This is a genomic window from Candidatus Sulfotelmatobacter sp., assembly GCA_035504415.1.
Classification (GTDB): domain Bacteria; phylum Vulcanimicrobiota; class Vulcanimicrobiia; order Vulcanimicrobiales; family Vulcanimicrobiaceae; genus Vulcanimicrobium.
This window is the reverse complement of record DATJRY010000012.1, coordinates 200,240-220,805: the sequence shown is the minus strand read 5'-3', so window position 1 is coordinate 220,805 and position 20,566 is coordinate 200,240. Positions and strand designations below refer to the sequence as shown.

Genomic DNA, 20,566 nt, shown 5'->3' with positions numbered 1-20,566 from the left:
GTCGCGTTGGTGCGCGACGCCGCGGAAGACAAGAAAGCCGAGGACGTCACCGTCCTCGAGCTGGGCGGCCGGACCATCGTCGCCGACGCGTTCGTCGTCATGACGGGGCGCTCGGCGATCCAGACCCGGTCGATCGCGGACGCGATCGTCGAGAAGGCGGAGCAGGCCGGGCTGCGGCCGCGGCTCGAGGGGCACGCCGACGGCGGCTGGATCCTGATCGACCTGGGGAACGTGGTCGCCCACGTCTTCACGCCCGACCAGCGCCAGTTCTACAACCTCGAACGGTTGTGGGGCCGCGTCGCCGAAGCCCGGGCGGAGGCCCAATGAGGCCCAAGCCCTATCGGCGCAACCGGTTCGGCAATCGACTGGTGCGCGTCTTCGTGTGGGCCGTCCTCATCGTCTTCATCCTGACCTCGGTGGGCGCCGTGCTCATCGTCAGCGTCCACTAGCGGAACTTCCCGACCGCCGCGGAGTACCTGGACCGGAGGACTTGGACCGATGAAACCGCTCGCGGCAGTAGCCGCCCTGCTCGTCACCCTGGCCACGACCGCGCTGCCGGCGTTCGCGCGTACGAGCTACGTGATCGACGACGCGCACCTGCTCTCGCAGAGCGCGATCGCCGACATCAACCAGCAAGTCGGCACGTTCAACGCGCAGACCGGCAAGGAAGTCCTCGTCGTCACGACGCCCTCGCTCGACGGCGTCAGCCCGAACGACGCGCTCGAACGCAGCTTCGCGCAGCAGCAGGTCAACGGCGTCGAGATCTTCATCGCCAAGGACGAGAAGCAGATCCGCATCGCGGGCGACACCGCGTCGCACCAGTTCTTTCCGTCGTTTCAACCGATCTACCAGGCGATGCGGCCCTACTTCACGCAGGGCGACTACGATCAAGGCGTCGAGACGGGCGTCGCGCTGATTCTCAACACCTATCGCGGCCACACCTCGTCGCTGCACCGCGCGCAGGCACCGGTCGTGTACCGCGCTCCGTCGGGCACCGTGGTGCACAGCAGCACAGGAGGGTTCCATTTGGGCTTCATCGCGTGGATCGTCATCCTGGCGGTCATCTTCTTCGTGATTCGCGGCATCTTCCGCGCGATGGCGGGGCCGCGCACGTACGGCCCCGGACCCGGTGGTCCGGGGTACGGCGGTCCCGGCTACGGCGGCGGACCGGGCTACGGCGGACCGGGCTACGGCGGGCCCGGCTACGGCGGCTATGGCGGCTACGGCGGCGGCGGCTTCTGGAGCGGGCTGCTCGGGGGACTCGGCGGCGCGTTCCTGGGCAACGAGCTGTTCGGCAACCGCGGCAACACGATCATCGAACAGCCCGGCAACATCGCGGGCGTCGGCGATCCCGCCTACGGCGGCGACGCGAGCGGCTGGCAGAGCGATCCGGGCCAGATCGACACCTCGAACACCGGCGGCGGCGGCTGGGGCGGTGACGCCGGTGGCGGCGGCGGCGACTTCGGCGGCGGCGGCTGGGGCGGTGGCGGCGATTTCGGCGGCGGCGGCGGAGGCGACTCCGGCGGCGGCTGGTAACCCGCTCGCCGACGGTTACGGAACGGGCTCGCCGCGCGCAAACGCGGCGAGCTTTTCGTTGACGGCCTCGGGTGCTTCTTGCTGCACCCAGTGCGAGACGCCGGGGAGATAACGCACCGTCAGGTCGCGCACGTAGCGGTCCAGGCCCGCGATCGTCTCGACGCCCAGCGCGACGTCGGCCGTTCCCCACAGCACCAGCGTCGGCACCTCGACGATCGGCACGCCGGCGCGCAGCTGCGCCGCCAGCCCGCCGCCGCCGACGTTGGCGCGATACCACGCCAGCATCGCGTGCAACGCCCCCGGCCGCGCGGCGTTGCGCTTGTAGACCTCGAGCACGTCGCGCGGAAAGCGGCTGCGGTCGCACGACGACAACAAGAACGTCTGCGCGATCGGCTCGGCGCGATCGAGGCCGAGCAGAGACTCCGGCAGCCACGGCAGATGAAAGAAGCTGACGTACGACGAGCGCAGCTTCTGCCGCCAGCTCGTGCGCAGCGCGGCGCGGAACGTCGCCGGGTGGGGGACGTTCATGATGACCAGACGCTCGAGCGGGCGCACCTGACGGATCGCGAACACCCAGGCCACCATCGCGCCCCAATCGTGGCCCAGCAGCGTCACGCTGCGCGCGCCCGACGCGTCGATCAAGCCGGCGACGTCGGCCAGCAAGTGTTCCATGGCGTAGGCGCTGGTCGCGGCCGGGCGCGCCGAGTTGCCGTAGCCGCGCTGGTTCGGCATCCAGACGCGATAGCCGAGCGACGCGAGCAGCGGCGCTTGATGGCGCCACGAGATCGCGTGCTCGGGAAAGCCGTGCAGGCAGAGCGCCAAACGGTCGCCCTCACCGCACGTCTCGACCTCGAAGCGGCCGCCGTTCGCTTCGACGAAGGTCGTCGCCGTCGCGCCGGTCACGCGGTCGCGAACGTCCGGGCGATCGCGTCGAAGCGGTCGAAGGCGTCCAGGTGCGGGCAGTGGCCGACGCCGGGCAGCACGTCGAGGCCGCCGGCGTGGAGCGTCGGGACGAGCGCACGGGCCAGCTCGGCGTTGTGGCCCAGCCGCCCGCGCACGGCCTCGGGCGCGTACGCCTTGCCGGGCGCGTTGTGGTCGAACTCGCCGACGATCAGGTGCACCGGCATCGTCAGCTCGCGCAGCGTGTCGGCGATCGGCGTGCGGTGCAGCTGCTGGTAGCTCTGGATGTAGACGCGCACCCACTGCGGGTAGTCGGCGCTAAGCGCGATCTCACGCCGAATCGTCACCAGCCACTCGTACTCCTCGCTCCAGTGCGGGAAGTAGTTGCTCGCGAGGAACGCGCGGTACCCGTCGGCCGTCATGTGCAGCTCGTGCTCGTACAGGAAGGCGTCCGTCACCGCGGGGATCAGCACGCGATAATCTTCCAGACCGAGCGGATCCTCGAGCAGCAGCCGGCGCACGCGCGACGGATGGCGCGCCGCGAGCGTCGTCGCCATGATCCCGCCGATCGAGTGCCCGACGAGCAGGTCGACGTGCGGCACTCCGAGCGCGTCGAGCAGTTGCGCGGTGGTGTCGGCCCACAGCGGGAAGTCGTAGCGCAGCTCGGCGTGCGAAGAGGCGTTGAACCCGAGCTGGTCGGGAGCGATGACGCGCCAGCCGCGGCCGACGAACGCGTCGATCACCGGCTTCCAGTAGCCGGCGGGAAAGTTGCGGCCGTGCAGCAGCAACGCGACGCCGGCCGGCGGACCGGCCGGTGCGAGGTCGAGGTAGGCCATGCGGACGTCGACGTTCTGCACCGTCAGCGGGAGCATGCGCCGCGGATACGGATAGGGATGCCGTTCGAGCGCGATGCCCAGCGGTCTGAGCTGCGCGTCGGGCGGCGCGGCCGACGCGTCGGGCGCGGCGCTCTGCGCGGCCGCCGCCAAGGGCGCCGCGACCACGGTGCTCAATCCGACCAGCGCCCCGCCCCGCGTGATCATGAGCCCGGCTTCGGCGGCGGCGTCCCGGATGCCGCCGGCGCCGGCGTGCCCGTCGCCGGCTCGCTGCTCGCCGGCGCGCTCGTCGCGGTCCCCGGCGCCGGCGAGGGCGCCGCACTTGCGGCCGGGGTCGCCGGCGCCGCCGTGGCGTACGGATACGGCGTCGGCCGCACGGCCGACTCCGCGTGCAGCGGCGGGAAGCCGTGCGCCAATCGCTCGCGCGCGAGGTGGGCTTGGCGCGAGCTCGGGAACGCCCGCACGACGTAGGCGTACATCGCACGGGCCCGCGCGCGCGCCTGCGGCGTCTGGATCTCCTGATAGAGCTGCGCCAGATGGAACGCCGTCGGCGCCAGCCAGTGGTCGTGCGGGTAACGCGCCGCCCACGCCTGCAGCGACGACTCGACCATTCCGGCGTCGTGCAGCAGCGAGGCGTCGTCGGCCCAGCGCTTCGCGTACGCCTCGCCCAGCTTGTCGATCCGCTCGCGCACCTCGAGCGCGCTCATCTTGAACGGACCGAAATATTGGTCGAGCGGCGCGTCGGCGCCCGGCGCAGCGGCGACGCCGAGCAGCACGGCGGCGGCCACCAGGGCGAGTGGGGCAAACGAGCGTTTCATCGCCCCAGACGTACCCACGCCCGCCGCTCTTCTACGGCGCCCGCGTACGTCTCGCTCACCGTAGGGCGAGATACGGCATGGCCGCGTCGAGCCGCTTGTCGGTCACGCCTTCGACGTCGAGCAGCTCGTCGGTCGAGCCGAACGGGCCGTTGGCGGCGCGAAACGCGACGATCCGCTCGGCCAACGCCGGGCCGATACCGGGAACCGCGGCCAGCTGCTCGGCGTCGGCGCGATTGAGATCCACCGGGCTCGCCGGCACCTCACGCCCTCTGCGCTCCGCGCGCCGGCCCCGCCGCGGGTGGGCGTGCGCGTGCGCGCGGCGCGGACCGTGCGTCCGGCGCGTGCGGCGTGGGACGACCTCGCCGAGCTTCGGGACGACGACCTCGTCGCCGTCCTCGACGTGCGCCGCCAAGTTCACCGCGACCAAGTCGGCGTCGGCGCGCGTGCCGCCGGCGGCGGCGAGCAGGTCGCGCACGCGCGCGCCCGGCGGGACCGGATAGACGCCGGGGCGGACCACCGAGCCGGCGACGTACGCCAGCGCACCGGCGTCCGCCGGCAAGCGCGCGGCGCGTCGCGCGCGCGGATGCCGCCGCGGCGCCCCGCTCTCGACCGGCTCCGGCGCGATCGTCACCGACGACCACGCCGGCTGTGCCGGCGCCCGCGCGGCCGGGCGAAACAGCACCACCGCGGCCACCAACGCCAACGCGACGAACACGAACGTACGCACGCCGTTCGTTCACGCCGCGCACCGCGTGCGACAAGGGCCGTCGATGACCGAGCGCAGCCCTCGCGCCGGCGGCGGGGTTTCTGGCCTGCATGGCCGCCGCCGCTCCGAATCCCGCCGCCGGGAAGTATCCCATCGCCGCCGCCGCGCTGGGGCTGATGCTGGCGGGGACGTTCATGCCCTCGCCGCTCTACGAGCTGTATCGCCGCGAGTGGGGACTGACGCCGGGCGACATCAGCTTGGTGTTCGCGATCTACGCCGCCTCGCTGATCCCCTCGCTGCTCTTCCTGGGCGGCGTGTCCGACACGTTCGGGCGGCGCAAGACGCTGCTGGTCGCGCTCGGCATCCACGCGTGCGGCTCGCTGGTGTTCGCGTTCGCCACGGGCCTGTGGTGGCTGATCGCCGCGCGCATCCTGCAAGGGCTGGCGATGGGGATCGGGACCGGTACCGCGACGGCGGCGATTCGCGAGTGGATGGACGAGCCGATGCGTCCGCGCGCCGGCGCGGTCGCGCTGATCGGGCTGACCGTCGGTTCGTCGCTGGGCGCGCTGCTCGGCGGTTTCCTCGGCCAGTACGCGCCCTATCCGACGACGCTGCCGTATCTGGTGCACATCGTGCTGCTCGCCGCGTGCGCGGCGGCCGTGGCGACCGTGCCGTCGTGTCCGCACTTGCAACCGGCGGCCCATCACGGCCTCCCGGCGATCGACCCGACGATCCGGCGGCCGTTCTTCTTGGTCTCGACGGTCGCGTTCGTCGGCTGGTCGGCGCTGGCGATCTTCGCCTCGCTGGTGCCGACCTTCCTGATCAAGTCGCTCGATCTGCACTCGCTCTTGGTCGGGGCGTTCGTCGTCACGGGAACGCAGACGGGCAGCTTCTGCGCGCAATTCGTCGGCCGCGCGGTCTCGAACCGCGCCGCGCTGCTGCTCGCGCTGGTGGCCCTGGGCGTCGGCATCTGGATGCTGCTGCTGGGCGTGCCGACGCACCTGTACGTGCTGGTCGCGTCGGCGACGCTGGTCGTCGGGCTCGGCAACGGTCTGGGCTACTTGGCGGGTCTCAACGTCGTCAACGCGATCGCGCCGGCGGCGCATCGCGCCGAGGTGATCTCTGCCTACTTCGTCGCGGGTTATCTCGGCTTCAGCATCCCCGCGCTGCTCGTCGGGATCGCTGCGAACGTCGTCGGCCTGTACGCGTCGATCACCGGCGCCGCCGTCGTGCTCGGACTCATCGCGATCGTCGCGATGGTCGTGACGCAGGATCGCAACCTGCAAGCGGCACCCGCCAAGACGTAGCTCAAAAAAAGGAGAGGGCGGCTCGTCGAGCCGCCCTCCGCGAGGTCCGATCGGAACCGCAGCCGTGGCTACGGGACCAGCGTGCGGACGTTGCCGTTGTCGGTGAACAGGAACGCGTTCGGCGTCAACGCGGCGTTGGTGCCGTTGTTGGTGCCGATGAACACGATCCCGAACGGCGCCTTGACCGCGCCGCCCGCCGTCGCCGAGATCGTCCCGAAGGACGTGTCCGGTGCGAAGTCGAGCGTCCCGCCCGCGATCGCCGTCTGCGCCGCCGGCGCGAACACCGGGCCGGTCGCGCTGAACGGCGCGAGGGTGTACGGGAGCGTCGGCGTCGACGCGCTCCCGAAGAAGCTCGCCGTCTGCCCCTGCACCGCGTACGGTGCGGGTGCGGTGGCGGCCGCCGGCGGCAACACGTCGCCGACGACACCGTCGGTCACCGCGCCGGTCGCGATGCCGAACGGATCGGACGCGCCGCTCACGATCTCGGTGATCGTGTCGTTGGTCGCCGTCGCGACCAAGTTGCTGCCGTAGACGGCGAGCCCGACGTACGGCGCGCCGCTGACGACCGTCGTCGCGACGCCGGTCGCCGGGTTGACCGAGACGATCCGGTTGTTGCCGGGGTCGGCCATCACGATCTGCCCGTTGAGCGCGATCATGCCGATGCCGGTGACGCCGGTGAAGCTGAGCCCGCTGACGGGCACTTCGCCGATCGCTTCGGCCTGCACGTACGTGGTCGCGCCGTTGGTCACCGTCGTCAGCCCGGTGCCCGCACCGTTCGACTGCGGATCGATCGCCCACAGATGGTTGTTCTCGGCGACGTAGATGTAGCCGCCGGGAATCCACACGACGCCGGCCGGGTGTTGGAACCCGATGTAGTCGTTGGTCTGCACGTACTGGACGGCGACCGGCAAGCTCACGTGCGCGACCGGGTCGAACACGTAGAGTCCCGACGCCGTCGCGTTGACGGCTTCCGTCGTCTGCAGCGAGCCGAGCGCGGCGGCGCTGTCGACGGCGAAGATCTGCTCGACCGACGTGTTGCCGTCGAACGCCTCGCCGGTGAGCGCGCCGGCACCGGTCACGGTGTAGCGCGCGCCGCCGGCTTCGGCGATGACGCCGCCGTCGGTGACCCAGAAGCCTTGGCCCGCGGCCGCCGGATCGCCGGCGCCGAAGCCGAAGGTCGAGATGACGTCGGCCGCCGCGACGTACGGACCGCCGGCGTCGGCGTAGCCGTCGGCCGGCGCGGTTGCCGAGGCGCTGAAGAGTGCCGACTGCGGCTTGATCGTCAGCGTCTGCGGCGTCACCGCGGTGCCGTTGAGCGTCGCGTTGAGCGTGATCGTGTACGAGGTCACGCTCGCGATGCCGCCGCCGGCGTCGGTCGAGAGCACGACCGCGTACGGATCGCCGACCGTGCCGCCCGAGACCGCGTCGGCGGCGTCGAGCGCGTTGAGCTGCGTGAGCGTGATCCCGTTCGCGCCTTCGGTTTGCGCGATGGCACCGGTCGTCGCGTCGACGAGGTACAGCGTGCCGTGGCCGGTGACGGTCGCGCCGGCGAGCGACTCGGTGTGCTTGATGGTGATCTTGTCACCGGCCTTGGGCAACGCGCCCGAACCGGTGGCGGGTGAGCCCGCGATCACGTAGCCGGCCGAATCGAGCCCGACGACGGGAATCGGTACGCCGACGTGCTTGCCGGCGATCAAGAACGCGCCTTGCTCGCGTATCGGCTGCGCGATCGGAACGGGGACCGGTGCGGCCAGCGTCGTCGGCGACGGACTCCCGCCGCCGAGATACACCGCGGCGACGGACGCGCCGAGCTGCACGGTCGTCGGCGGCGTGCCCGGCGGCGGCGTCGCGTTCGAGCACGGGCCACCGGTCGTCGAGGGTGCGCCGCAGGCCGTCAGTTGGACGTTGAAGTCGTTGGCGACGCCGGTCGTGATGTTGACCGTCAAACCCGGCGCCGTCGCCAGGACGCCGTTGCCGTTCGCACCCGGCGCGGGCGAGGGTGCCGCGTACGGATCGGTCGGACTGCACTGGCCGTCGTACTGCGTGAAAGTGAAGGTGTCGTTGCCCGGGACGGCCGGGATCGCGAACGAGATCTGCACGCCGCCCGCGACCGGCGTCGGATCGAGCGCCGCGTTGGCGACGCCGTTGGTGTACAGGTCGTAGCAGACGGTGAAACCCGCCGTGCCGTAGGACGTCTCCCACTGTGCCGCTTCGGCCGGATCGGCCGGCTGCACCGAGACGACGATCGCGGAGTTGGGATCGCTGGTGTTGAGGTACTTCGGACCCTTACGCAGGCTCGACGAGCTCGACTGCGGGGTGGTCTTGGCGGGGATGATCGCGGTGACGTGGCCTTGCGCCAGCGCCGAAGAGCCCTTCGTCGCCGGTGTCGGCGTCGCGGCCGGAACGGACGGCGATGTTCCACCGCCGCCACCGGAGCAAGCCGAGAGGAGCGCGCCGGTCACGAGCGCCGTCAGCGCGGCGCGAGCGAGGGTCGTGCGCAGGCGGATCACTGGATGCTCCCTCCCGAGGTCGTGACGACGACGCCGATGTCGTTCGTCGACGGCGGCGTCGCACTGTCGCCGGTGCTGATCGTGCAGTTCGCCGAGCTCGCGATCGCGGCGCTGGCGGTCACCGTGTAGTAGCTGAAGCTCGCACCTGGCGGCGTGGTCGGCAGCGGCGGGATGATCGGCGTCGCCGCGGTGATGGCGAGGTTACCGCCGCAGCCCGCGCTCGCGACCGGCGTGGTATAGCCGCCCAGATACGCGGTCTCGGTCGCCACCAACGTCGCCGCGAAGAGCGAGCCGGTGCCGACGATGTTGATCGGACCTGCCAGCAAGCCGACCGGGGCCGGGAGGTTCTGATAGCCGGGGCCGACCCAGCGCAGCTGGACGCCGCCCGGTGCGGGCACCGTCGCGGCCAGGGTCGCGCTGTGACCGGTCGCGCCGGTGACGGTGATGGTGCAGCCGCTCGACGCGGCCGAGACGGCGGTCAGGGTGAACTGGCCGTTGGCGGCGCTCGCCGGGCTGACCGTGACGGCCGCGCAGCTCGAGCTGGCCGCGAAGGAACCGGTGTAGTTGGGCTCGGTCGCCGTCAGGCTGGCGGTCTGGGTCTCGGCCTGGAAGGCGAGCGCCGCCGGCGCCGTCGTGGCGGGACTGCTCGCCCCGAACGTGCTGGTGTACGCCAGACTCACCGCGCCGGGCGCCGGAGTCGGCGTCGCCGTCGGCGCCGCGGTGGCGGTAGCCACCGGGGTCGGCGTGGGTGCGGCCTGGTTAGCGGGCGGCGGCGTCGATCCGCCACCTCCGCAGGCAGCCAGCGTTACCACGCCGACCGCAACGAGAAAGCCATAGCGTCGCAAAGAACGGTTCCTCTCTCAAGTACCTACGGGATGACGTGGCAAGCACCGGCTCCCCTCAACAGGAAAAGCCAGCTCTCGCCTCCTCTGTATCGGCGCCGAGCGGACCAAGTTAAGGGACGGTATGGTTTTCGAGGGTCGCATGACCGGAAGCGGGCGGAGGGGCACACGGGCGTCTCGCCGGAGAGAAGCGGGTGTCCGAGGATCAGGCCTACGATTTTCGCGCCGTCGAACGGCGCTGGCAGCAGCGCTGGGAGCGCGAGGGCATCTATCAGACGCGCGACGACGACCCGCGCCCGCCGTACTACGTCCTCGAGATGTTGCCGTATCCGTCGGGCGATCTGCACGTCGGACACGCCAAGAACTACACGCTCGGTGATGCGATCGCGCGCATGCACCGCATGCGCGGCTACAACGTCATCCATCCGATGGGCTTCGACGCGTTCGGCTTGCCGGCCGAGAACGCGGCGATCCAACGCGGCATCGATCCCGAGACGTGGACGCGCTCGAACATCGCGAACATGGAGCGTCAGCTGCGGCTGATGGGAACCGGGTACGACTGGACGCGCGAGTTCGCGACCTGCGACCCCGAGTACTATCGCTGGAACCAGTGGTTCTTCTTGCGGCTGTTCGAGCAGGGTCTCGCGTACAAGCGCGAGGCGCCGGTGAACTGGTGCCCGGTCGACCAGACCGTGCTGGCCAACGAACAGGTCGAGAACGGGCGCTGCTGGCGCTGCGGCGCGGCGGTCGAGCGCCGCAACCTGGCGCAGTGGAACTTCAAGATCACCGACTACGCCGACCGGCTGTTGGCGGGACTCGACGCGCTCGAGGGCTGGCCCGAGCGCATCCGCACCATGCAGCGCAACTGGATCGGGCGCAGCGAGGGGACGAGCTTCTCGTTCGACGTCGAGAACCTCGACGGGGCGAAGGTCGAGGTCTACACGACGCGGGTGGACACCGTCTACGGCGTCACGTTCCTGGCGCTGGCGCCGGAACATCCGGTCGTCGAGCAGATCCTCGAACGCTTCCCCAAGTCGCGCAAGCGCGTCGAAGAGTTCGCCGCGACCCTGCGCAGCAAGAGCGAGCTCGAGCGCACGCAGCTCATGGAGAAGAACGGCGTGCCGACCGGCGCGTACGCGATCAACCCGCTCTCGCGCGAAAAGGTGCCGATCTGGGTCACCAACTACGTGTTGGCGGAGTACGGGACCGGCGCGGTCATGGGCGTGCCGGCGCACGACGAGCGCGACTTCGACTTCGCCAAGAAACACGCGCTGCCGATCATGCAGGTCATCACGACGTCGGACGGTTCGCTGCAATCGCCGCTGACCGAGGCCTACGTCGAGGACGGCAAGCTGATGGCGTCCGACGAGTTCAACGGGATGAAGTCGTCGGTCGCGCGCCACGCCATCACCGCGCGCTTGGAGGCGATGGGACGCGGTCATGCGACGATCGCGTACCGCTTCCGCGACTGGCTCGTCTCGCGCCAGCGCTACTGGGGCACCCCGATCCCGATCGTCTATTGCCCCGAGCACGGCGCTGTCGCCGTCCTCGACGATCAGCTGCCGGTCGTGCTGCCCAAGGCGGTGAAGTTCACCGGTCAAGGCTCGCCGCTGGCCAACGACCCCGCCTTCGTCGAGACGATCTGCCCGACGTGCGGCGGGCCGGCGCAGCGCGACGTCGACACGATGGACACCTTCGTCGACTCATCGTGGTACTACGTGCGCTATCTCGACCCGCACAATGCCGAGCGCGCCTTCGATCGCGCGCTGGCCTCGAAGTGGATGCCGGTCGACCAATACATCGGCGGCGCCGAGCACGCGGTCCTGCACCTGCTCTACGCGCGCTTCTTCTACATGTTCTTGATCGACCAGGGCTACGTCGACGGTCCGGACGAGCCGTTCACGCGCTTGTTCAACCAGGGCACGCTGCTGCGCGGCGGCGAGAAGATGTCGAAGTCGCGCGGCAACGTCGTCGGCATCGACGAGACCGTCGAGACGTACGGCGTCGACGCGATGCGGCTGTTCCTGCTCAAGGCGGCGCCGCCCGAAGACGCGCTGGAGTGGACCGACGAGGGGATCGTGGGCCGGGTGCGCTTCGTGCAGCGCGTCTGGCGCGCCGCCGAGCCGCTGGCCGCCGCGGCGCGTCACGTGCCGCTCGACACGCTGCCCGAGATGCGCGGGAGCTGGCAGCGCGAGCTGGTGCGCGCGCTGCACGTCGCGCTCGACTCGGGCCGCGGCGAGACCGAGACGCGCCGTTTCCATTACAACGTCACCACCGCCAAGCTCGACGAGCTGGTGAACCTGCTGACGGCCGCCGCGCGCGAGCCGGGAGCGGCGGCCGACCCGGCGCTGCTCTACACCGTCCACGCGTTGCCGATAGTGCTGGCGCCGTTCGCTCCGCACCTGGCCGACGAGCTGTGGTCGCGAATGGGCTACGCGACCAGCGTCCACCTCGAGCGCTGGCTCGACACCGCGGCGGACGCGCTGGCCGTCGACGAGATCACGCTGGTCGTGCAGGTCAACGGCAAGGTCCGCGCACGGCTCAACGTCGCGCCGGGGATCGGCGAGCAGGACGCGTTCGACCTCGCGCTGCGGGAGCCGAACGTCACCGCGCAGATCGACGGCAAGGAAGTCCGCAAGCGCGTCTTCGTTCCGGACAAACTGCTCAACATCGTCGCCGCCTGAGGAGAACGCCCATGAAGCACCTGCGTACCGCCGCGGTCGCCGCCGTCGCCTTCGGCGCCGGCCTGTTCGCCGCGCATCTCACGCCCGCCGCGCGCGCGGCGGCAGCGCCGCTCGCGCCCGCGGTGATCGACATCGGCGCGCTCACACCGGCCGATCTGCCGCCGCCCAACCCGGCCACGCCGACGCTGCGCAGCAAGACGTTCGTCGTCGCCGACGGCGCGACGGTGCAAGCGCAGATCGGCACCGTCGTGAAGCACTTCCACGCCAATGCCAACGAGATCCAGTACGTCGTCTCCGGCGGCGGCACCGAATGGCTCGGCGACCGGCAAGTGCCGCTGCATCCCGGCCTGCTGCTGGTGATCCCGATGGGGACGCCGCACGGCGGCACGACGGATCCCAACCTCAAGCTGCTCGCGGTCAAGACGCCGCCGCAAGAGCCGACGGACGTCCACCCGATCCCCTAGGCCGGCGCGCCGCCCCGATCGCGGAAGTAGGCGTAGGTCGCGCGCATGCCGTCGAGCAGCGCGACCTTCGCCTGCCAGCCCAACTCGTTCTTGGCCTTCTTGGGGTTGAAGTAGATCTCGCGCGCGTCGCCCGCCCGGCGCGGCGCGTGGGTGACCGGCGCCTCGATCCCGGTCACCTCGACCAGCGCCTTGTAGATCTGGTTGACCGAGGTCTTCTTGCCGGTGCCGATGACGAAGGTCTCCTCGGAGCCTTCCTCGAGCGCGATGAGGTTGGCATTGACGACGTCGCCGACGTAGACGTAGTCGCGCGTCTGCTCGCCGTCCCAGTCGATGCGCACGCCCTGGCCCTGCAAGAACTTGCCGATGAAGATCGCGATCACGCCGGCCTCGCCGTTGGGATCCTGGCGCGGGCCGTAGACGTTGCCGTAGCGGAAGATCGTGTAGTCGAGTCCGTGCTGCGCTTTGAAGAAGCGCAGGTAGTGCTCGGTCACCATCTTGGTGATGCCGTAGGGCGAGATGGGGCGCTGCGGCGTCTTCTCGTCGACCGGCATCTTGTCGACGTCGCCGTAGGTGGCCGCGCTGGACGCGAAGATCACCTTGCGGGTGCCGGCCTTGACGGCCGCCTCCATGACGTTGAGCATCCCGACCACGTTGACGTTGGCGTCGTACTTGGGGTCGCGCGAGCCGATCGCCACCGAGTGCTGCGCGGCATGGTGCGAGACGACGTCGGGGCGCACGTCCTTGAACAGCTTGGTGATGCCGTCGTCGCGCACGTCCATGTGGACGAAGGTCACGCCCTCGGGGATGTGCTCGCGCCGGCCCCCGCCGTGCGACCACAAGCTGTCGACGACGACGACTTCGTGACCGGCCGCGTGGTAGGCGTCGACGATGTGCGACCCGATGAAGCCGGCTCCGCCGGTGACGACGATCCGCATGCGAGGGGACCGGGTTCGTTCTCGCGCCGGCCGCTCCCGCCGCGTGCGAAGAAAACGCAGCGAGCCGCCGGATTGCTCCGGCGGCTCGCCCAGCCCGTCCGATCGGGGATCGTCAGCTAGACGCCGACCGGGGTCGGCGGCGATCCGTTCGGTGCCGGCGCGTACGTCGGCGGAATCGGATCGATGCCGTGGATCGCCAGGTCGCCGCCCTCGACGTCGCCGTCGCTGGCACGCAGCGGCACGACGAACGAGATCAGCTTGAGGATGATCGCCGTCGCGATGATGTTCCAGACGATGATCACCAGCGCCGCCAGGAACTGAATCCAGAGCTGCTTGGGGTTGCCGTAGAGCGCGCCCTGGATCGAGACCGGCGAGCCCTTCTTATCGGTGGTCAAGTACTCGATCATGTTCGGGTTCGCGAACAGTCCGACGCACAGGCCGCCCATCAAGCCCGCCACGCCGTGCGTGTGCAGGACGCCGAACGTGTCGTCGACGCGCTTGAGCAGCGACCAATTGCCGATCTTGTTGAGCGAGAACCAGACCACCAGGCCGGCGACCAGCCCGGTGCCGATGGCGCCGAACCCGTCGACGTAACCGGCGCACGGCGTGATCGCGACCAAGCCGACGATCATGCCGTTGATCATCGAGACCGCGGACGGCTTGCCGATCGCGAACATGTCGAGGATCAGCCACACCAGCAACGAGACCGCCGTCGCGATGTTGGTGTTGAGCACGGCCGCCGCCGCGTCGGCGTTGGCGAAGTACGGGTCACCGCCGTTGAAGCCGTTCCAGCCGAGCCACAGGATCCCGGCGCCGGCCAGCGCGACGATCAAGTTGTTGGGATCGAAACTCTTGCGGTCTTCCAGCATGCGCGGTCCGACCATCGCCGCGGCGACGAATCCGGAGACGCCGGCCGCCAAGTGGATGACGTACCCGCCGGAGTAGTCGGCGGCGCCCATCGCCGCCAGCCAACCACCACCCCAGAGCATGAACGCGCCGACCGTGTAGACGATGCTGCTCCAGACCGGGACGAAGATCATCCAGGCCTTGAAGTTCATGCGGCCGAGCACCGAGCCCGCGATGAGCAACGGCGTGATCGCGGCGAACACGAACTGGAAATAGATCATCGCCGAACCGCCGAAGTGGAGCGGCGGCATCCCGCTCGCCGCGAGCGGAATCGTCGCTTGACTCAGCTCGCCATCGGGGCTGATCGCCGGATGCGGAATCCCGACCGACTGCGAGAGAATCCCCGGGCCGAGGTTCGCGGGCGCCCCGAAGCCCATGTTGTAGCCCCAGAGAACCCAGCAGACCAAGACGATCGAGAATGCATAGAAGCACATGACCGCCGAGTTGAGCGCCCATTTCTTCTTGACGAGCCCGGCGTAGAGAATCGCGAGGCCCGGAATGCTCTGCATGCCGACGAACGTCGCGGCAGTCAGCTGCCACGCGTTGTCGCCTGCGTTCAGGAAGCTCGGCGCCGCAACGTACGGATTGGCGTCGGCGAGAAACGTCAAAACGATCCTCCTCGGAAACGGAGTGAGGCCCCCACCGTACCCCGTGCCGGGCGCACGAGCATTCGACAACGGGGTAACGGAGACGGACTTCGGTCCGCCATCCGGTGAAAGTCCACGGGGAACACCTACAGAAGTCAGGTCGCCTGCAGCCGTCCATGCGGACGGCGTGTATTAACGCGGCTTCGCGGCTTTGCGACGCCTCCGGTGCGCGGCTTGCTTGGCACGGTTACCGCAAATCGCCATGCTGCACCAGCGCCGCGCGCGCCCGCGCGTGTGATCTACGAAGAGCAGCGTGCAGACCGGACCTTCGCACGCCTTGATGTCGGCGAAGTCTTCCGACGCGACCACCTCCGCCAACGCTTCGCCGATCGGCAGTAGCAGCGTTTCGGGCGAGGTCCAGCGCCGCCGGCGCTCGATCGCGAAATGCGCCGCCGCATCCGCGTCGTCGTGGACGACGAGCACCGCGTGACTCTGATCGCGCGCGAGCAACTCGTTCAGCGGGGCCAGCTCGGCGATGTCGGCGACCAGCGGCGCACCGGCGTGGCGAAGGACGAACGTACGAAACCATTCGCGCAGCTCGCGCGCCCGCGCGGCGACACGGTCCAGCTCGCCCGGCCGCGCCCGCGCGCGCATCGACGCCAGCACGTCGCGCGGCACCAAACGCGCCTGCTCGAGCCAGTTCAGGAAGCCCGCGCCGTCGGCGATCCAGTCGACCGGCACGTCGACCGGCGTCGCGATCGAGTTGAGGAAATCCAAGCCGACCGCGTCGGCGACGAACAGGGCGGGCTCGTGGGTAACCGCCTTGCTGCCTATTGACAAGTTAGCAATCGTACCATAACCATACAAATATGACCGAGACGGTTACGACTCCCTCCACCAAACCGCTCATCGTCTTCGACGTCAACGAAACGCTGCTCGACCTCGAGACGATGAAGCCGACCTTCGCGCGCATTTTCCGCGACGATCCGGCCGCGATGCGCCTCTGGTTCGCGAACCTGATCCTGTATTCGGAAGCGCTGACGCTCTCCAACACCTACGTGCCGTTCACCGACATCGGCGGCGCCGTCATGCAGATGCTGGCCGACGCGCGCGGTATCGCGATCTCCGCGGCCGACAAGCAAGAACTGACCCGCACCTTCGCCGCGATGCCGCCGCATCCCGACGTCCCCGGCGCCCTGCAGAAGCTGCGTGAGGCCGGTTTCCGGCTGTTCACGCTGACCGACAACCTGCTCGAGGTGCAAGGTCATCAACTCGAGGCCGGCGGCATCATCCACAACTTCGAGCGCCGCTTCAGCGTCGACCAAGCAGTGAAGCGGCACAAACCAGCGCCCGAGGCCTACGCGTACGTCGAGCAGCAGCTCGGCACGAAGCCGTCGGACATGCTGCTGATCGCCGCGCACATTTGGGACACGATGGGCGCGCAGGGCGCGGGCTGGAGTGCGGCCTTCATCGCGCGGCGCGACAACGCCACGTTGGCGGTGGGCCACCAGCCCAACTTCGTCGGCAAGGACCTCGCCGACGTCGCCGACCAGCTCATCGCGCGCTACAGCGCGGTCACGGCCTAGCCGGTCATCCGCGGCCGCGTGAAGGAGCGGCGTGCAACGCGCGCCCCTCCTTCTGCCGGCCGTCGCGTTCGTCGCGCTGTTGGCCTGGCGCGGCACGGCGCCGCTCGTCGAGACGCAAACGCCGACGGCGCGCTGGTCGGGCACGGTCGTCGGCGACGTCCGCCGCAGCGGCGAGGGCGCGAGCTTCCCGTTCGCGCTCGAGGGCGGGCTGGTCGTGCGCGCGAGCGTGAGCGGCGAGGTCGCGCCGGGCGACCGGCTGACGCTGCGCGGACGGCTGTCCCCGTTCGACGAGCCGCGCAATCCGGGCGAGCCGTCGCGCCGCGCAATCGCGGTCGCCGAAGGATTGGCCGGCGAGTTGGTGGCGGGCCGGGTTCTCGCGCGTGCGTCACCGGATCCGCGCGACGCGCGCAACTGGGCGGCGCGCCTGCGCGCGGCGCTCTCGCAACGCCTGCGGTCGCTGCTGCCCGAGCCGGAGGCGACCGTGCTGGCCGGCGCGCTGTGGGGTGAGCGCGGAACGCTGCCGCACGCACTGCGCGACGACTTTCAGGCGACCGGCACCGTCCACGTGCTGGTCACCGCCGGGCTGCACCTGGGCGTCGTCGCCGGACTCGTGCTGCTGCTGTTGCGGCTCGGCGGCGTGCCGCGCGTTCCGGCCGCGCTCGGCGCGATCCCGTGCGTCGTCGCCTACGCCTGGCTGAGCGGCGCGCACCTGCCCTCGCAGCGTGCGGCGGTGATGGTCTCGCTGGCGCTCGTCGCGCGCGCGTGGGGGGCACGCGTCGTGTCGTGGAACGCGCTGGCGCTGGCGGCGATCGTCGTCGCCGCGCTGTGGCCGGCGGCGGTGCGCAGCGTGTCGTTCGCGCTCTCGTTTTCGTGCGTGGCCGCGATCGTGCTGTTCGCCGCGCCGGTCGCGCGCGCGCTGGAGCGCACCCGGCTCCCCGAGCGGGTCCGCGAGGCGCTGGCGCTGACGATCGCGACGCAGCTCGGGGTGTGGCCGCTGAGCGCGGCGACGTTCGCGGTGCTGGCGCCGTACGCGGTCCTCGCCAACGCGGTGGTCGTGCCGGCGACCGGACTCGCGATGGTCTGTGGTATCGCGGCGCTCGCTCTCGCACCGGCCCCGGCGCTCGGCGGCATCGCGGCGCTCGCGGCGCGCTGGGACCTCGATGCCATCGTCGCCGTCGTGCACCACGTCGCCGCGCTGCCCGGCGCGCGCATCACGGTCGCGCCGCCGCCGGCGTTCGCGATCGTCGCCTACGACGGCGCGGCGCTGGTGGCCGCGGGGTTGCTCCGGCGGCACGTTCGCGCCGCGATGCTGGTGCTCGGCCTCGCGAGCGCCGGCGTGCTTGCGACGACGCTGCGCCTCCCCGACGGCCGGCTGACGATCACCATGCTCGACGTTGGTCAGGGCGATGGGATCGTCATCCGCACGCCGCGCGGGCACACGATCCTGATCGATACCGGCGGGCGCCTCGAACGCGGCCCGGGAGAGGGCGGCGAATCACCGGCGGAGCTCGTCGGCGAACGGATCGTCCTCGGTTACCTGCGCCGCGCTGGGATCCGGCGGATCGACCTGCTCGTGCTCACCCACCCACATGGCGATCAGGTCCCGTTTCTGAAACGATTCGGCCGGCTATTGCGGCGCGTTTTGTTCCAGAATTTCGCCGTAATATCCGAATTCTACACTTACGTTCCGCCGTGACGTTTCAAAACTAATGCGCGTCGTTTCATTTCGAAGACTCTGTTTCGAAATGAGCCGATCCGTTTCAGAAGGTGTCGGTCTGTTTCGAAACAAGGCCGGCGATTTGAAGCACCTCAGGCCGCGTTAGAATGGTCCATCGGCGCCGTTGAGCGGCTGCGATAGCGCGATATTGCGGGCGTGCTCGCTCTACTATCGCATTCGCGAGCGCTCGGTGCTCCGTCGCGACAAAGAACTTAGGATCGAAGAAGGTCACCTCGTGCTTGCGGTAGCGAACCGAGGTGATCCCGTGGGCGGCGCTGTGCTGGGCAAGCCAATAGCCCACATTGCCCTTCGGCACACCCAACGCTTCCGCGATCGCCTGTCGGTACGTGATTCCGGCAGCGGCTATATAGGCCGGGATGTCACTCATTCGGGAGCGATCGAAAACATGCAAGGGGTCTTGCGGGGCGTGCTTTGACTGGACGGGGCATGCCGGGACCTCGGTCCGAGGAACGAGCACGACCGGATAGTGACGAGCTAGTGCGACCCCGAGCTGGCGGATTTCGGTCGCGAAGGGGTGCGCGGCGCTCAGGCCGATCGTACGCCCCTGACGCCGCACAATTTGATGTGCGACCAGTGCGCTGACGCCCCAGAAGTTCTTGCCGACGGTTACAGGTCCAACTGTCGCGTAGTACCGATCCGCCCTAAGCGGTCCGGCGGCGGCGAGGGCGATCAACACCAACGTCGCCTGCCGGCTGATGAATATCCGAGGAGGCCGTTCCGGGATGGCGCTCACCCCGAAGGCGCTATCGCGTCGAGACGTCTCCTCCCTTGTGTGGAGACCTCTCCTCCGCTGTGTGGAGATGCCTCCTCCCCCGTGAGGGGGACGGGCACGCGATGCGGCCTGTCTTAGGACACGTCGCCCATGACGCGGATGTCCAGCGGCTTCAGACCGGCTGCTCGCATCGCGTCCAGGAGAGTCTTGGCTTCCGGTCCGACCGGCGGGTGCCCGGAATGGGCAACCGTCCTCGCGCCGACCATTTCCAGCTCGATCCATCCGGCGTCCCGGAGCAGCGCCAGTCGCGCGGCTACCTGACGTCGCTTCGCCCGCGTCGCCTTCGCGATCTCAGCGAGGTCCGCGGCGCGCGCGCCCGCCAGGGCGAGCGCGAGCGCCGCGCGGCCTCGATGGTCTGCCGGCCAGCCGGGTTTCCCAGACCGCCGGGGTCCTGCCGACGCCCCGACCTCGACGCGTAGACGCGAGGCCCGACAGGCGGCCGTCACCAGCGCCCACAGCTCGGGCGCGAGAGCATAGCACGGGTCCAGAGCGTACTCGACGACGGTGCCGGACCGAGTTGGCGTTGCGCGCACCATGCCGGCGGCGGCCAGGGTCCTCGCGACGATCCGGGCGGCGGTCGGGTTGACACCGACGCGCTTGGCGAGTGCGAGGCCGTTGAGCGGTCCGCGGGACGCGAGGGCGGCGAGCACACGCGCCTGACCGGGACCGAAAATCGGCAGCAGGTCGACGGCCCGGCCCAGGCCGGTTCGCGCGAAAGTCGCTTTCGGCTTCCGTACCGGTACGGGCGGAGCATGGCCGCGCCGCGAGGCGCCGACGATCGCTCGGGCCTGCGGCCGAATCTTCGCGACGGCAAGGATCAGGTCGCGGATCTCGGGGGCCGCCGGATGGCGCTCGTCGAGCACGATCGGGATGCGTTTCCAATCGCGCCTGCGGCGGCGTAGGATGCCGTCGCGGACGAGCCGACCAACCGTGGCTCGCACGACGGACTCGTCGATCCCGAGACGACGGTGCAGCTCCGCCGCGTCTGTTTCGCCGGCGAGCGCGACGTGGACGAGGATTTTCGTCGCGGACCTGGTGACGAACAGGTCGTCCGCTTGCGTGCGCACCTCGCGACTTGGCGGTGCGGCGCGGGGGCGAGGCAAGATGGGCCGGATGTCGTCGAGCGCGGCGATCCGCCGCCCGAACGCTACAAGCTGCTCGCGAAGTGGGCCCTCGGCCAGTGCGACCCACGTCCGTGCCGGCGAGCGGCGGTCGGTCCGAATGAGCCCGCGAGATTCAAAGAACTGTACGGCCGACGCGGTGCGCAGGTTCGACGCGCCGATAGCGGCCGCCATAGACGCAAGATGCGCTCGTTCGTATTTGGCGAGCACCGCTATGACGCGCTCGCGAACGCCGCGTCCAAAGACACCGCGGATCGTCGATCGGCGCTGATCCATCGTACTAAGTAAGGAGTGGTACGATGCCAGCGTCTTGGCACGAAA

At 70.0% G+C, this 20,566-nt stretch carries 19 protein-coding genes; 8 read left to right on the top strand and 11 right to left on the bottom strand.

Annotation, left to right across the window (positions count from 1 at the left end):
- Nucleotides 1-9 precede the first annotated feature (9 nt).
- From rsfS to VMD91_10760, 3 genes are read left to right on the top strand one after another with little or no spacing between them, the layout of a single operon-like run.
- Entirely contained in the window at nt 10-327 is a 318-nt protein-coding gene (gene rsfS / locus VMD91_10770; protein ID HTW84542.1) for a ribosome silencing factor, read from the top strand.
- The gene (locus VMD91_10765; GenBank protein HTW84541.1) at nt 324-449 is read left to right on the top strand and encodes a hypothetical protein; all 126 of its coding nucleotides are present in this window, start codon (nt 324-326) and stop codon (nt 447-449) included. The genes rsfS and VMD91_10765 overlap by 4 nt, the downstream gene beginning before the upstream one ends.
- 49 nt (nt 450-498) lie before the next feature.
- Entirely contained in the window at nt 499-1,536 is a 1,038-nt protein-coding gene (locus VMD91_10760; protein ID HTW84540.1) for a TPM domain-containing protein, read from the top strand.
- Between the two features lie 15 nt (nt 1,537-1,551).
- Here the strand turns inward: VMD91_10760 and VMD91_10755 are convergent, their stop codons facing one another.
- From VMD91_10755 to VMD91_10740, 4 genes are read right to left on the bottom strand one after another with little or no spacing between them, the layout of a single operon-like run.
- Entirely contained in the window at nt 1,552-2,439 is an 888-nt protein-coding gene (locus tag VMD91_10755) for an alpha/beta hydrolase (protein ID HTW84539.1), read from the bottom strand.
- Entirely contained in the window at nt 2,436-3,476 is a 1,041-nt protein-coding gene (locus VMD91_10750) for an alpha/beta hydrolase (protein HTW84538.1), read from the bottom strand. Before VMD91_10750 ends, VMD91_10755 begins: the two co-directional genes overlap by 4 nt.
- The gene (locus VMD91_10745; protein ID HTW84537.1) at nt 3,473-4,087 is read right to left on the bottom strand and encodes a hypothetical protein; all 615 of its coding nucleotides are present in this window, start codon (nt 4,085-4,087) and stop codon (nt 3,473-3,475) included. The genes VMD91_10750 and VMD91_10745 overlap by 4 nt, the downstream gene beginning before the upstream one ends.
- Before the next feature lie 55 nt (nt 4,088-4,142).
- A complete protein-coding gene (locus tag VMD91_10740; protein HTW84536.1) occupies nt 4,143-4,814 on the bottom strand; it encodes a ComEA family DNA-binding protein in 672 nt (223 codons plus the stop codon).
- An 89-nt stretch (nt 4,815-4,903) separates the two neighbouring features.
- Here VMD91_10740 and VMD91_10735 point away from each other — a divergent pair, with 89 nt between their 5' ends.
- The gene (locus tag VMD91_10735) at nt 4,904-6,100 is read left to right on the top strand and encodes an MFS transporter (GenBank protein HTW84535.1); all 1,197 of its coding nucleotides are present in this window, start codon (nt 4,904-4,906) and stop codon (nt 6,098-6,100) included.
- A 68-nt stretch (nt 6,101-6,168) separates the two neighbouring features.
- On the opposite strand, the gene VMD91_10730 is transcribed toward VMD91_10735, so the two are convergent.
- Together VMD91_10730 and VMD91_10725 are read right to left on the bottom strand one after the other, a co-directional pair.
- The gene (locus tag VMD91_10730; GenBank protein ID HTW84534.1) at nt 6,169-8,610 is read right to left on the bottom strand and encodes a hypothetical protein; all 2,442 of its coding nucleotides are present in this window, start codon (nt 8,608-8,610) and stop codon (nt 6,169-6,171) included.
- Nucleotides 8,607-9,344 carry a hypothetical protein gene (locus VMD91_10725; protein ID HTW84533.1) on the bottom strand — a complete coding sequence of 246 codons (738 nt, stop codon included), beginning with the start codon at nt 9,342-9,344 and terminating at the stop codon, nt 8,607-8,609. The genes VMD91_10730 and VMD91_10725 overlap by 4 nt, the downstream gene beginning before the upstream one ends.
- Nucleotides 9,345-9,646: 302 nt before the next feature.
- Here VMD91_10725 and leuS point away from each other — a divergent pair, with 302 nt between their 5' ends.
- Both leuS and VMD91_10715 read left to right on the top strand, forming a co-directional pair.
- On the top strand, nt 9,647-12,136 hold the full coding sequence (gene leuS / locus VMD91_10720; protein HTW84532.1) for a leucine--tRNA ligase: 2,490 nt from the start codon (nt 9,647-9,649) through the stop codon (nt 12,134-12,136).
- Nucleotides 12,137-12,147: 11 nt separating this feature from the next.
- Nucleotides 12,148-12,600, top strand: coding sequence for a cupin domain-containing protein (locus tag VMD91_10715; GenBank protein ID HTW84531.1), 453 nt, complete (start codon nt 12,148-12,150; stop codon nt 12,598-12,600).
- On the opposite strand, the gene VMD91_10710 is transcribed toward VMD91_10715, so the two are convergent.
- The 3 genes from VMD91_10710 to VMD91_10700 all read right to left on the bottom strand — a co-directional run bounded on the left by VMD91_10710 (nt 12,597) and on the right by VMD91_10700 (nt 15,868).
- Nucleotides 12,597-13,535 (bottom strand): NAD-dependent epimerase/dehydratase family protein, encoded by a 939-nt coding sequence (locus VMD91_10710; protein HTW84530.1) that lies wholly within the window; start codon nt 13,533-13,535, stop codon nt 12,597-12,599. The genes VMD91_10715 and VMD91_10710 overlap by 4 nt on opposite strands.
- 116 nt (nt 13,536-13,651) lie before the next feature.
- Entirely contained in the window at nt 13,652-15,049 is a 1,398-nt protein-coding gene (locus tag VMD91_10705) for an ammonium transporter (protein HTW84529.1), read from the bottom strand.
- 171 nt (nt 15,050-15,220) lie between these two features.
- Nucleotides 15,221-15,868, bottom strand: coding sequence for an ABATE domain-containing protein (locus VMD91_10700; GenBank protein HTW84528.1), 648 nt, complete (start codon nt 15,866-15,868; stop codon nt 15,221-15,223).
- A gap of 29 nt (nt 15,869-15,897) precedes the next feature.
- Between VMD91_10700 and VMD91_10695 the strand changes: the two genes are divergently transcribed.
- Nucleotides 15,898-16,614 (top strand): haloacid dehalogenase type II, encoded by a 717-nt coding sequence (locus tag VMD91_10695; protein HTW84527.1) that lies wholly within the window; start codon nt 15,898-15,900, stop codon nt 16,612-16,614.
- A gap of 31 nt (nt 16,615-16,645) precedes the next feature.
- On the top strand, nt 16,646-18,310 hold the full coding sequence (locus tag VMD91_10690) for a ComEC/Rec2 family competence protein (protein HTW84526.1): 1,665 nt from the start codon (nt 16,646-16,648) through the stop codon (nt 18,308-18,310).
- Nucleotides 18,311-18,374: 64 nt separating this feature from the next.
- Here VMD91_10690 and VMD91_10685 read toward each other — a convergent pair whose 3' ends face one another.
- Both VMD91_10685 and VMD91_10680 read right to left on the bottom strand, forming a co-directional pair.
- Entirely contained in the window at nt 18,375-19,085 is a 711-nt protein-coding gene (locus tag VMD91_10685) for a hypothetical protein (protein ID HTW84525.1), read from the bottom strand.
- A 113-nt stretch (nt 19,086-19,198) separates the two neighbouring features.
- Nucleotides 19,199-20,521 carry a hypothetical protein gene (locus VMD91_10680; GenBank protein HTW84524.1) on the bottom strand — a complete coding sequence of 441 codons (1,323 nt, stop codon included), beginning with the start codon at nt 20,519-20,521 and terminating at the stop codon, nt 19,199-19,201.
- Nucleotides 20,522-20,566 lie beyond the last annotated feature (45 nt).